We start from the raw sequence: 13,110 nt of genomic DNA, 5'->3' as shown, positions 1-13,110 counted from the left end.
GGCAGGCCCCAGGGAGACAATAGCTATGAAGACGCTACGACTGTGTGTGCAGGTCTTGCTTTTGCTTCTGGGCCTGCTGGGGGCCTGGCCGCAGGCACACGCACAAGCCTTGTCCGAGGTAGAGCAAGAGCGTCAGATGATGCGGGAGCTGCAGCAGGCTCAGGACGAAATCCGCCTGATGCAATACAGGCTGGAGGGCAACGAGGCTGCGATACGACTCGAGCGCAGTTACGAGGAGAATCAAAAGCTGTTGCGAGCGCAGGAGCTGTCCGGGCGGGTCGTGCAGTCCCTGGAGCGACGCAGCCGTCTGTTGCAGGCACGTTTGCAAGAACTGGGCGAGGATTTTGGCGATGAGGCCGAGCAGCTCACCCTTCATAACGAACGCATGCAATTGCGTCGCGCCGATGCTCTTTTGCGTGGAGATCTGCGCGTAGCGCGTTTGGTGCAGTTGGAGGCGCAACAAACCCGTCAGTTGCTGCTAGAGGCGACAGCGCGCTACGAGAAAGCGAAACGCTGGCAACGCAATTCTTCCCTGGTCCTGCTTGAAAGCCTGCCCGAGCTAAGCGAGACCTGGCCTGCAGACCGCCAAAAACTGTCTGAATTTGCTCAGCAGTGGCGGGAGACGTGGAACAACAGTAGTTGGCAGCAAAGCAGCGCCTCATTGTGGATGGCGGCCGCAGTTCTGCTGTTGATGCTGGTTTTGTTCCGCGTCATGCCCGTTTGGGTAAGCCGTTATCTGCCTGCCGGGCGTTTGCGTCGCTCCAGCCTGACCATTGCCAATTTTTTCTTGTGGTTCATCGCCTCCTGGGTGCTGGTGGACCAGTTGCTTGAACTGGTGTTTCAACGGCCAGACCTGGCTCCAACTCAGTTTGAATTATTGGCTTACTTAAAAGTAGGAGCATGGGCGGCGGCGGTGGCGCTGGCTTGTATCAAAGGCATTGTGATGCAGCCCCGGGCTTCCTGGCGTTTGATCCCTGTTTCCACTCAGACTCAAGGTCGACTGCGTTACTTTGCGCCCGCTTTCTTTCTGATTGTGTATGCGGACGTCACAAGTGTCTTTTTTCGGGGATTGATCGGTTTATCGGATGCCTTTCAGTCCATGATCGATGGCGTGAGCAGCCTGCTGTATTTGTTCGTGTATGGCTATGCTTTGTGGGTTCTGCGTGACGAGCTGTTTAATCGTGTGGACGCCTCGGGGCAGGGGGCAAGCAGAACAGGGCGCAGTTGGGCGCGTCTGGCCTTTAAAGGCGGCGTCCTTATGTACATCCTGGTGTTGGGCTTGTTCATCGGAGGCTGGCAAGGGCTATCGGATGACTTGATGTCGCATTTCATGACCATGCCCTTGGTCCTGGGCTTGCTGGCCTACGTTGGTATGGTTTGGTTGCAGGACATTGCGGATTCCTTGCTGGCGTATTTGCGTAATCGCAGTCACGATCCGGATGCCGCGCCAATCCGCGTGCAAAGTCAGTTCATTGTTGTCTTCTTTGCGATTGCCCGTATGACCGTTCTGGGTCTGGCCATCTGGATGGTCACCGAGGATTGGTTGACTGAACCGAAACAGATGCTGGAGTCGGGGCTGGGTGTGTCGCGGGAGGCCTTGCGTCTGGGGGCGGTGCAGTGGCGTTTGGACTTGTGGCTGATTGCCCTGGGCGTGTTGCTGTTAGGCGCTGTGTTGATCCACTTCCTGCGTGCCTGGCTGCGTCAGCATTACATGCCCAACACTACACTGGAACCAGGCCTGCAAAATGCGATTGTGGGCATGGTGGGCTATATCGCCTACTTTGTTTTGCTGGTGATTTGCTTATCCATGTTGGGCGTGCCGATTGAATCAGTCACCTGGATTTTTACGGCTTTGACGGTGGGTCTGGGTTTTGGCTTGCGTGGCATTGTGCAGAACATCGCCTCTGGCCTGATGCTGATGGTGGAGCGTCCCGTCAAAGTGGGGGACTGGGTGGAAGTGGAGGGCAGTGAAGGCAATGTGCGTCAGATCCGCTTGCGAGCAACCTATGTGGAGCGTTTTGATCGCACCATGGTGATGGTCCCTAACTCTCAGATGATGGGGCGGCAGGTACGCAACCTGACCTATACGCCTACCTCTCTGGGCGCTGTAGAAGCCCGGCTGTTATTCCCATTGGATGTGGACGCGGACTTGATTATGAGCCTCTTGCAAGAGGCGGTGCAGTCCCAGCCTGAAGTCTTGGAAGATCCGGCCCCTGTTATTTTTTGCGACGGTATCTTTGGGGACGGCCTGGCTTTCGGGATTCGTGCCTTTTTAGGCAATATGCGTTTGCAGCGTCGTGTTCGCAGCAATATGATGCTGGCCGTTTTGCGTCGTTTGCGCAGCCATGACATTGCGCTGCATCCGGCCCAGCGCTGGGTACACGAGGCGACGGGAAAAGATCAGGCCGAGGAGCCAGACCTGTAGAAACGCGGTGAACCGCAGGCAAGTTTTTGAATTCCGGGGCTTTTTGTTCTAGGTGTTTGCCCCAGTCATTGAAAGCTCAAATATTCATCCGTATAATTTGTTTAGCCACACTAAACAGAAGAGCGCAGTACGCGCATCAGGATGGATGAGACATGAGTAAAAAACAGTCCTCTCGGGCCGAGGCACCTGTATCGCCGTGGCGGGCCGCCAGCGCTGCTGGTCTGGGTACCATGATCGAGTATTACGACTTTCAGCTCTACGGGGTATTGGCAGTCACGCTAAGCGTGCTGTTTTTCCACTCGGGCAATGACAGCGCGGCCTTGCTGTCCACCTTGGCGGTGTTTGGCGGGGCTTTTCTGGCTCGCCCCTTGGGCGGCATCTTCTTTGGCTGGTTTGGGGACAAGCACGGCCGTACCTCCGCCTTGATGTTCACCATTGTGGGTATTGGAGTGGCCAGCGCCTTGATGGGCATGTTGCCCACCTACGCCACCTTGGGCTTGGCAGCTCCGGCCTTGCTCTTGCTGTGCCGCTTGCTGCAGGGCTTTTTTGCCGGTGGTGAAATTACTGGCGCAGCGACCTATGTGGCTGAATGCTCGCCCCCCGGCAAGCGCGGCTTTTTCGGTGCCTTCAATCCGGCCGCCGCCACCTTGGGCCTGTCTCTGGCCACAGGCGTAGCCGGTCTGGTGACTAGCCTGTTGGGTAAGGATGCCATGCTGGCATGGGGCTGGCGGATTCCTTTCCTGCTGTCTATCCCTTTGATTATCTTGTGCGTCTGGGCGCGCTCGCGCATCGAGGATTCGCCGCGCTTTAAAGAACTGCTCAAGAGCCATCGCCCGGAGCACTCGCCTTTGTCGCTGATTGTGCGTGACTACCGCCGCCCCTTGCTGCAAGTGATTGCGATTGGTTTTGCCCAGAATGCAGCCGGCTATGTAGGTGTGGTTTACCTGAGCACCCACTTGATTCACACCCTGAAATACGACGGCACGGCCGTGTTCTGGCTGATTTCTCTGGTGACGCTGTGCTCGGCCTTTGTGATGCCTTTTGCCGGTGGCCTGTCGGATCGCTTTGGTCGCAAACCCTTGTTGACGATTGGTTTGCTGGGCTATCTGGTTCTGGTGCCCCTGACCATGTGGGTTGCATCCTGGGGCAGCTTTCCGCTGGCCGTGATTGCGGTAGCCGTGTCCATTCTGCCTTTCATCGTGGTGCAGGCAGTCGGCTACCCCTTGTATGCGGAGTTGTTCCCTACTCGCGTGCGTTATAGCGGTGTATCGCTGGGCTTTAATATCGCCACCATTCTGGGCGGGGCGACCGCGCCTTTTGTGGCGTCTTGGCTGACGGGCCTGACCGGTTCCAGCATGGCGCCCGCCTTCTATGTGATGGTGGTGGCCGTAGTTGGGATTGTGGCTTTGAGTACGGTGAAAGAAACCGCTGGCCGTCAGTTGGCCGATTGATTTTCAAGGAAGGTAATGATGTCTGGATATTTTCTGTATCACTCCATCGGCATGTTCGAGGGTAAAGAAGCCGCCATGCGGGCTGAGCTGGATCAGTTCTCTCAGGTGTGGTCGGCGCAAGATGATGGTCAGTGGGGCTACGCCCTGGGCCGCAAGCAGGAGTTTATGGATGCCTGGGCCAGCTTGATCGGAGCGGACTCCAAGGATATTGCTCTGAGCGAAAACGTGACCGGTGGCCTGTACAGCATCTTGGGTTCCTTGCCCTCGCATATGTTGAAAGGCCGTACGGTGCTGACGGCAGCAGACTGCTTTCCCAGCTTGCATTTTCTTTTGCAGAAACTGTCGCTGCGCTTGGGCTTTACGCTGCGCACAGTGCCATTAAGCGATGGCCTGTCCTATGTAAAGGATGATGATTTCATCAATGCCTGGGATGACAGCGTGGGCGTGGCCCTGGTGACTTGGGTCAGTTCTACATCTTCGCATCGTGTGGATGTGGACCGTATGGCTCAGTGTGCGCGTGAGCACGGCAGCCTGATGGCTTTGGATTTGACACAAGCGGCGGGTTTGGTGCCTTTCAAGGTACATGAAGGTGTCGCGTTTACCTTGTCGGCTTCTTTGAAGTGGGCCTGCGGCGTATCGGGTGCCAGCCTTTTGCACGTGCGCTCGGATTTGATTGAGCAGTGCGAGCCCGAGTTCCGGGGCTGGTTCAGCCAGGAAAACCCCTTTAACTGGAATCTGGATCAATTCAGCTATGCCGACGGAGCTCGCCGCTTTGACCACGGCACGCCAGCGGTCTTGGGAAGTATTGCGTCCTTGCCTGGCATGCGTTACGTGCTGGAAACCGGTGTGGAAAATTTGCTGGAACAAAACCGTGCCTTGACGGCAGTTTTGTTGGATCGTGCATCCAAAGCAAACTGGCCCGTCTTGACCCCGGTGGCCGATAAGGAGCGGGGCGGTAGCATCATGCTGCGTGCCAGCAGTGCGGAACGTGCTCAGGCATTGGTGGATCAGCTGCGCGAAAAAGAGTTGTACTGCGATCAGCGTGATGGTGTGCTGCGCTTGTCTCCCGGTAATGTCAGCAGCGAGCAAGACGTGCTGCGACTGTGCGACACCTTGCAAGCTGGCTGGTGATAAGGAGTGATCATGGATAGTCAAACATGGGCCCATCAGGCCAGCCGACGGATTGAGCGACCTGCCCAGGTCGTCTTGGACTACATGGCGGATCTGGATGCCCTGGGGCGCTGGTCCCTGGGCTGCTTTGCTACCGAAAGCGTGGAGCCAGGGCTAGTGGTGGGGACTTCTTTGTTTGATGGTGGTCGCACCCACGTCAGTCTTGAAGTGCTGCCGGAAGTTAGCCTGATTCGCTACTGGGTGGGCAGTGCCAGCCAGCGTACACCGCGTATCAGCGCCATGGTGCAGGCGCTGGATGAGCAGTCCTGCATCTTGATCATGCTGGCGACACGTAGCGCGGATATGGATGAAAACCGCTGGCTGCGCTTGCAGCGCTGCCATGAAACCGAGCTGGATCTCATCCAGGCTCAGCTGTACAGCGCCGCCTGAGCGTCGCTGTTAGTAGCTTGGTGGGGTGATGGCCACGATAAAGCGCACATCCTTGTCGTAAGGATTGCGGTAGGCATGGGGCAGGCTGGAATTAAAGTAGCAGCTATCGCCCGTTTGCAGACAGTGTTGATCATCCCCCACATCCACCAGCAGCTGTCCTTCAGTGACCAGCACACATTCTTCAGCAGGGTGGCTCCAGCGCTGCCCCACAGAGCTGCCGCCCGGCGGCAAGAACCCCGCCAGCATCTCAATGCTGCCAAAGCCGGGTGATATACGCTGATACTGCACACCGGAAGCCGACTGTATGCTCATGCGCTCTTTCTGGCGCACTACAGCCACTTGCTCCACATTGTCATCCAGCAAGGAAAACAAGGGTGTGTCCAGTGCACGCGCAATCTGGCGCAAGGTGTCCAGGCTGGGCTGAGTCAGGCCACGTTCGACCTGGCTAATCAAGCCGGGGGAGACTTGGGCCAGCTCGGCAAGCTTGCGCAGAGACAGTTTCTTATGAAGTCGGACTTGGCGAATACGCAAAGCGGCCATGTAGGGGCGATGGGTAGGTGGCAAAGCACTATTGTAGGACAAGCCCCGATGACTGAGGGGCGTGTGGCCCGCATTGCTAGCACAGAGGTCAGGGCCTGCCAAAGCAGGAGGAGATAAACCCGGCGGCGGGCACGTTTTTTTTGTCCTTGTAGCGAGTTCGCTGGCCGGGCTCTGGGGTGTTTCTTAGATTGCTATCAGATTAGGATCGTCTGCCCATTTTTCTTTGATGTGCAGCATTTCAGGCAAGCATTTATCCAGCAGGGCCACCAGTTGCGGGTCAAAGTGCAGGCCGGATTGTTCACGCAGATAACTGATGCAGCGATCCAGGCCCCAGGCTTTTTTGTATGGGCGGTCGCTGGCCAAGGCGTCAAAAACATCTGCTACGGCCACGATGCGCGCAGACATGGGAATGTCTTCCCCTTTCAGGCCATAAGGATAGCCGCTGCCATCCCATTTTTCGTGGTGATACAAGGCAATGGTGCGCGCCAGTTTCAGCAGCCCATGCGAGTGCTGGCCGATGATGCGGGCACCAATCAAAGTGTGCGTGCGCATGACTTCCCATTCTTCGGGGGTCAGCTTGCCCGGTTTTTGAAGAATGGAGTCCGGGATGCCGATCTTGCCAATATCGTGCATGGGGGCGGCATGTAAGATGTCGTCGGCTGCTTCGCTGGAATAGCCCAGCCAATGGGCTAGAATGCGCGCGTAATGGCTCATGCGAATAACATGGCGACCGATCTCGTTATCCTTGTACTCGGCCGCCGTACCCAGACAGCGAATGATTTGCAGACGGCTATCGCGCAGCTCCTGCATCTGTACCAGCGACAGATGGTTGCGAATGCGGGACTTCAAAATGGCAGGATTAAAGGGTTTGGAGATGTAGTCTACCGCCCCCATGTCCAGCCCCATTTGCTCGTCATGCGGCTGCGAGAGTGCAGTGACAAAAACAATAGGGATATGCCGTGTCTTCAGTTCGGCCCGCAAGGCCCGACAGACCTCGTAGCCAGACATCTCCGGCATCATGATGTCCAGCAGAATCAGATCAGGCAGATCACGCTGGGCCAGTTCCAGTGCCTTGACTCCGTCCTTGGCAAACAGCAGCCGGTAATCCTGTTGCAGCGTGTGGCGCAGAATTTGAAGGTTGGCCGGCTCGTCATCGATCAGCAATAAGGTGGGCCGTGGCGAGGTAAATTCATTCATGTTGGGGCTGATCCAAGTTTGTGTTCAGATCTTGGATCAGCCCGGACAGGATCACGCTGGCTTGAGCGAAGTCGAACACGTCAATGGTTTTATTAAGATCATTCAGGACATCGACTTGTCCTGTGCTTTCCAGGTATTGGCAGACCACCTGCAAGGCGTGCTCATCCAGCTCATTGAGCAAGACGCTTTCGTGCAGGATATGCAGGTAATGCAAGGCCACATCCGGCGCATGCACGACAGTGGCTGGCGAGTCGGAATAGGGGGCCGGTGGGCCGTTATAGCTCAGTTCATGGGCAATACGCTTGAACATATCTTGTAGCTGTTCAATCCGGTCACGCATTTTGCGGGTTTGGCCATGGCGGATTTTTTCTTCCAGCTCGGCGCTCAGCGTGGAAATCTGGGGCAGACCCAGATTGCCAGCAGTGCCGCGTATACCGTGCAAGCTGCTCAGGATGATTTCCCAATTAGGCGGGTCGCGCTGGATTTCATCCAGTGGGTAACGGGTATGCAGATCAGACAGAAAGCTCAGAATGGCGCGGCGCAAGCGCACTTGGGAGCCCCATAGCCCCAAGCCCATTTCCCAGTCAATCAGGCTGATCTCTTGTGGCTCGGTGCTGGTTTCCGTAGGTCCCTTGGGGTCCAGCCCCATAACCAAGGCAATTTCTTGCAATAGATACGGCAGATCCAGCGGTTTGGTGGCAAAGCCATTCATCCCCGCTTCTTGCGCCGCATTGCGATCAGATTCCATGACACTGGCCGTCAGCGCAATCAAGGGCAAAGGCAGGCGCGCTTCACGGCGTTCTTGCTCTCGCCAACGTCGGGCCGTTTCCAGACCGTCCATCTCAGGCATGTGCACGTCCAGCAAAGCCACATCAAAGTCCTCTTTGCCCAGCAGCTCCAGTACTTGATAGCCGTTGTCGGTCGCGGTGACCGAGTGCCCGTGCTGCTCCAGGGCCAGGGTCAGCAGTTCCTGATTCAGGCTGATGTCATCGGCCACCAGAATACGTAAAGGCGGCAATTTGGGCAGGCGCTGATCGGCCAGATTCAGGCTAGGTTCTTTGCCCGGTTCCAACGGAAGACTGACCTCAAAGATACTGCCGCTGCCCAGGCTGCTTTGCACATTCAGCGTCCCGCCCATCAGGTCTACCAATTGGCGCGCAATGGACACGCCCAGCCCGGTTCCGCCAAAGCGGCGGCTGATGGACACATCGGCCTGCGTGAAGGGCGTAAAGACATGGCGCAGTTGTTCCGGGCTCATGCCTATACCGGTATCAATCACGCGGATGGAGACCACGCTGCGGCCCGGTTCTGGTTTGATCTCAATGCGCACCGAGCCGCTTTGGGTGAATTTGATGGCATTGCCGATCAAATTATTCAAGACTTGCTGGATGCGATGGGGATCGCCGCGCAAGAACGGAGGTAACTCGGGCGCATAGTCCAGGCGGAATTCCAGGTTTTTAGCATCCGCTGCCAGACGTAGCGAGGCCACAACCTGCTTGCATAAGTCCATCAGGGAAAAATCGACTTTTTCCAGTTCTACCGAACCGCGCTCCAGCTTGGTGGTGTCCAAAATATCGTTCAGCAGGCCAAGCAAGGAGCGAGCAGACTGATTAATAATGGACAAATGCTTGTTCTGCTGGTGGTTGAGCTGGCCATTGAGCATCAAGTCACTGAAGCCAATAATGGCGTTTAGCGGTGTGCGGATTTCGTGGCTCATATTGGCCAGAAAGGCCGTTTTCGCCTGGGCGGCCTGTTCGGCTTTTTCAGCGCTCTGACGCAGCGATTCTGTCAGCGCGTTGTAGCGGCTCATGTCGGTGATAAAGCCTACAAAGAGCGGATCGCCAGGTTGTCGGACCTTGCCTACGGCCAAGCGCATGGGCATGAGACTGCCGTCTTTTCGTAAACCGGTGACATCGCGGCCTACTCCAATGACCTTGGGGTCGTTGCTGCGTAGATAGTTGGATAGATAACTGTCATGGCGCGAGCGGTCCGGCTCGGGCATCAGCATATTGACGTTGCGCCCCAGCACTTCGCCCGCTTTCCAGCCAAACAGGCGTTCTGCAGATTGGTTGAAGTCCAGGATGGTGCCGTTGCTATTGATGGTGATAATGCCGTCAATGGCGGTGTCCACAATGGCCCGGTTGTGGGATTCGCTCTCTTCCATTTTCAGAAAGAGCTGGCGATAGCGCAGCAAGCCGTTGGCAGCGGTCACCAGCACGGTCACGGTTAGCGTGAACGTAGACAGCACCATGGAGGCAAAGGTGCTGTTAAAGATGATCATGTCATCGGGCGGGGTGGTTTCGCCGATAAAGCGCGCTGCTGCCATGCCGGTGTAGTGCATGCCTGAAATTGCCAGGCCCAGCACGATGCCGCTAATGACGACGCGTTGCAGCAGGGTCAGCCGGGTACGGTGCAGGCGAAAACGTATCCACAAAGCCAAAGTCGCCAGTACCACGGCCAGCACAATCGACAAGAAAAATGTGTAGGGTTCATAGCGCAGAACCGGCGCCATGCGCATGGCGGCCATGCCGCTGTAGTGCATGGTGCCTATGCCCAAACCCACCAGCACGCCGCCCACGATCAGGTGCGAGCGCTGGACACGGGCTTGCGACAGAATTTGCAGGGCCACCCAGGACGCACCCACGCTGGGGATGACGGACAGCATGGTGATGGCCGGGTCGTAATGGATGCTGGTACACAGCTCAAAGGCCAGCATGCCAATAAAGTGCATGGTCCAGATGCCACCGCCCAGTGCAATGGCACCGGTGCAAATGGCAATCTGGCGATGCAGGCGTAAATCCGCCATGCGGGCAATATGCGCAGTTTGCAGCGCCATGCCCGACGAAAAAACGGCAACCAAAAGCGACAGAACTACCAAGCCACTGTTATAGCTACCACTTAAAAAGGGAGCCATCTGATCGGCACTGATGAAGAACTGGTCGAGTATCCGCATAGGTGCTAATGTCCGAAACGGCCCCCAGGGCCAAGTTAGACTAAATGTGTCAGGCTCCCTCTGCGACAGAGGGGCGGATGTAACGGTAAAATCCCAGATAGGTTACCGAGTTTGTCTCTAGTTGTGCTGTTTTTTTATGGATCGAACATAAAAATTCATGGCTACAGCAAGGTTCCTGTCAGCAACATAGCTGCCACCGAGAAATAAATCACCAAACCCAGCACGTCTACCAAGGTCGCAACCAGTGGTGCGGAAGCACTGGCCGGGTCAAAGCCGACACGTTGCAAGATGAAGGGCAGCATAGAGCCGATGCAGGAGCCAAAGGTCACAATCCCTACCAAAGCCAGCCAGATGGTAAAGGCAATCAGCAGCGAGTGCTCACCATAGTCATACAAGCCCAGATGCTGCCAGATCTCGATACGGATAAACCCGATAGCGCCCAACATGGTGCCTAGCACCAGTCCCACAGGCAGTTCACGCAACAACACACGCCACCAGTCGCCCACACGTACTTCGCCCAGGGCCAGACCGCGAATCAGCAGGGAGGTGGCCTGGGATCCGGAGTTCCCGCCCGAGCTCATGATCAGGGGAATGAACATGGCCAGGACCACGGCTTTTTCAAGCTGAATTTCGTAGTACTGCATGGCGCTGGCCGTCAGCATTTCGCCCAGGAATAAAATAGCCAGCCAGCCCCCGCGTTTGCGGATCATGGTGCTAAAGCCGGCTTGCAGGTAGGGCTTGCCAATGTGTTCGGCACCCCCGAAGCGGTTCATGTCTTCGGCCGCCTCGTCCATCAAGGCGTCAATGACGTCATCCACCGTCACAATACCGATGATGACGTTGGCTTCATCCACCACCGGAATCGCCAGAAAGTCATGTCGGCGTATCAGCTGGGCTACTTCTTCTTTATCAGTCATAGCCTGGACGGCAATCGGGCTGTCGCCCCCCCAAAGCTGCGTCAGGGCTGCTTGCGGGTCAGCGCAGACCAGTTTGCGCAAGGGCACCACAAATTGCAGCTGCTGCTTGTCGTTGACGACATAGATGGCGTAGACGGTCTCGCGGGTGCTTTCCACATCGCGGATGTGCTGCAAGGTTTGGGCCACGTTCCAGCTCATTGGCACTTGCAGAAATTCGGTAGTCATAATGCCGCCGGCCGTATCGGCCGGGTAGTGCATCAGACGCATGACGGAGGTGCGGGTCGGTTGGGACAGGCGGCTAAGAATCTGCTCCTGGTCCTCTTTGTCCAGATCCTGCAGCAAGTCGGCCATGCGGTCTTCGGCCAGGGTCTCTAATACAGCTTGACGCTCGGGACGCGTCAGCTCCATCAAAATGGCACCGGCCCAGCGCAGCTCCGGCACTTCCAGCAAAGCCTGCAGGCGGTTGTTGTCCAGTTCTTGAGCGGCGCTGAGCGCAGGGCGCAGCTCCAGCTGATTCAAGGCCAACACGATGTCGGCAATGGGGGTCTGGGGGCCAAGTAAGTCAATCGATGGATGCTTGGACATGCAATACTCCAGTGGGCGTGCAACTATCAGTTGTTGAGTGTTGTTCGAGGCGTTAGACGCAGTAACGGAGGTTTTGTAACGATCTGCTCGTGGCGCGGGTCATGGGCAAGATTGGTGCTAGGATACCTTCAGGTTCTTACTAATGGAGCATGTTATGTACATGAAGGTTAAACTGACTGCCCTGACATTGTCCGTATTGATAGGCAGCGCCGTTGTTCCCCTGGCGCACGCACAATATGTCGGCCCCTCCAGCCAGCAAACGTTCACAAGTGTGGAACAAGTCATCAAAGAAGCCAAGGATGACGCCCCGGTTGCCTTGCGTGGCAAGCTCGTGCGCAAGTTGTCCGATGAAACTTATATGTTTGCAGACCAGACCGGTGAGATCCAGGTCGAAATTGATGACAAGATTTTCCCTAAAGAGCCCGTGGATGCTAACACGACCGTAGAGATTGTTGGCGAGATGGACAAGGCTATCGTAGGAACTTCTGAAGTCGATGTGAAGACAATTACCATCGTTCGATAATTTGCACCAAAACTGTTAAAAAAGCCCGCGAACCCGTTTTGCGGGCTTTTTTGTGGCGCAGTCGGTGCTATAGTGCCCGCTTTCGCCCCGAGTGCTGCGCGCATTCTTTCCCGCCACGGGCGATTTCGTCCGCTACAAGACCAGGAACAAGCATGAGCAATCCGATTAATTTTGACAAAGGCAACTACCGCTTCATCCCGACCGGTGTGAACCGTTACTCCGCTGGGGTGGCTGCAGAGCCCGGCTACGAGATCTGCCGGGTGGTATTTTCCGAGCCTGTGCCGCTGAAAGAAGGTTTTGATCTGATTCAGGCCGTACTGGAAGCGGAAGAGCGTCCCTTGACCGCGCTCTGCGCCTGCGAGTTGCGCTCGCCCGAGCCCGTCAGCGATAGCGATTTCAACCGTTTCAATGAGCTGTATCTGGAAACGCTGCAAGACTGGGGGCTGGTCAAAGGCAAGCACAATCCCGTGGCACGCAGCAATGTGTCCCCCTTGGTGGGTGCGCCGGCTGAACCCAGTTTTTACGCCTTCAGCTACACGGTAGAGACTGATATTGAAGAAGCGACCTTTGTGATTGCAGGTAGCTGCGAAGTGCCTGAAACACCGGACGACTATATCGACAGCATCGTGGCCTACCAAGACGTTTCGCCGGAAGGCCTGCTGCAAAAAGCCCAGTGGGTTTTGGGTGAGATGGAACGCCGTCTGGAGCTGCTGGGCCATGAATGGTCTGATACCACGGCCACGCATGCCTACACCGTTCACAACCTGCATCCTTTCATGGCCAGTGAATTGGCTGGCCGTGGCGCCATTGCTCACGGCTTGGGCTGGCATCTGGCCCGTCCTCCGGTCAAAGACCTGGAGTTCGAGATGGATTGCCGCCGTGTCTTGAATGAGCGCGTGCTGACGATTGATTAAATCGTAGAACGTTAAAAAGGGCCCGACAGGCAGTTTGCTATGTCG

10 protein-coding genes are annotated in these 13,110 nt (G+C 56.4%); 6 read left to right on the top strand and 4 right to left on the bottom strand.

Going from position 1 to position 13,110, the window contains the following annotated elements; all coding sequences use genetic code 11:
- Window positions 1-25: 25 nt before the first annotated feature.
- The 4 genes from AC1RSM_RS07620 (at window position 26) to AC1RSM_RS07605 (ending at window position 5,436) form a co-directional block, all read left to right on the top strand.
- The gene (locus AC1RSM_RS07620) at window positions 26-2,425 is read left to right on the top strand and encodes a mechanosensitive ion channel family protein (RefSeq protein ID WP_492931031.1); all 2,400 of its coding nucleotides are present in this window, start codon (window positions 26-28) and stop codon (window positions 2,423-2,425) included.
- 152 nt (window positions 2,426-2,577) lie between these two features.
- Window positions 2,578-3,876 carry an MFS transporter gene (locus tag AC1RSM_RS07615; RefSeq protein ID WP_492931029.1) on the top strand — a complete coding sequence of 433 codons (1,299 nt, stop codon included), beginning with the start codon at window positions 2,578-2,580 and terminating at the stop codon, window positions 3,874-3,876.
- 15 nt (window positions 3,877-3,891) lie between these two features.
- On the top strand, window positions 3,892-5,007 hold the full coding sequence (locus AC1RSM_RS07610; RefSeq protein WP_492931027.1) for an aminotransferase class V-fold PLP-dependent enzyme: 1,116 nt from the start codon (window positions 3,892-3,894) through the stop codon (window positions 5,005-5,007).
- Between the two features lie 12 nt (window positions 5,008-5,019).
- Window positions 5,020-5,436, top strand: a complete 417-nt coding sequence (locus tag AC1RSM_RS07605; protein WP_492931025.1) for an SRPBCC family protein — start codon at window positions 5,020-5,022, stop codon at window positions 5,434-5,436.
- 9 nt (window positions 5,437-5,445) lie between these two features.
- Here the strand turns inward: AC1RSM_RS07605 and AC1RSM_RS07600 are convergent, their stop codons facing one another.
- The 4 genes from AC1RSM_RS07600 to mgtE form a co-directional block, all read right to left on the bottom strand.
- Window positions 5,446-6,018 (bottom strand): helix-turn-helix domain-containing protein, encoded by a 573-nt coding sequence (locus tag AC1RSM_RS07600; RefSeq protein WP_492931023.1) that lies wholly within the window; start codon window positions 6,016-6,018, stop codon window positions 5,446-5,448.
- Between the two features lie 141 nt (window positions 6,019-6,159).
- Window positions 6,160-7,173, bottom strand: a complete 1,014-nt coding sequence (locus AC1RSM_RS07595; protein ID WP_492931021.1) for a response regulator — start codon at window positions 7,171-7,173, stop codon at window positions 6,160-6,162.
- Window positions 7,166-10,126: an MHYT domain-containing protein gene (locus AC1RSM_RS07590; RefSeq protein ID WP_492931019.1), complete on the bottom strand. Its 2,961-nt coding sequence runs from the start codon at window positions 10,124-10,126 to the stop codon at window positions 7,166-7,168. The genes AC1RSM_RS07595 and AC1RSM_RS07590 overlap by 8 nt, the downstream gene beginning before the upstream one ends.
- 161 nt (window positions 10,127-10,287) lie before the next feature.
- The gene (mgtE, locus tag AC1RSM_RS07585; RefSeq protein ID WP_492931017.1) at window positions 10,288-11,628 is read right to left on the bottom strand and encodes a magnesium transporter; all 1,341 of its coding nucleotides are present in this window, start codon (window positions 11,626-11,628) and stop codon (window positions 10,288-10,290) included.
- 154 nt (window positions 11,629-11,782) lie between these two features.
- Here mgtE and AC1RSM_RS07580 point away from each other — a divergent pair, with 154 nt between their 5' ends.
- Together AC1RSM_RS07580 and cnbZ are read left to right on the top strand one after the other, a co-directional pair.
- Window positions 11,783-12,151, top strand: coding sequence for a NirD/YgiW/YdeI family stress tolerance protein (locus tag AC1RSM_RS07580; RefSeq protein ID WP_492931015.1), 369 nt, complete (start codon window positions 11,783-11,785; stop codon window positions 12,149-12,151).
- A 152-nt stretch (window positions 12,152-12,303) separates the two neighbouring features.
- A complete protein-coding gene (gene cnbZ, locus AC1RSM_RS07575; protein WP_492931013.1) occupies window positions 12,304-13,065 on the top strand; it encodes a 2-amino-5-chloromuconate deaminase CnbZ in 762 nt (253 codons plus the stop codon).
- Window positions 13,066-13,110: the final 45 nt, after the last annotated feature.

The organism is Alcaligenes sp. GW821-FHT11D07 (assembly GCF_058808495.1).
The sequence above is the reverse complement of the archived record's forward strand: the minus strand, read 5'-3'. Positions and strand labels throughout refer to the sequence as shown.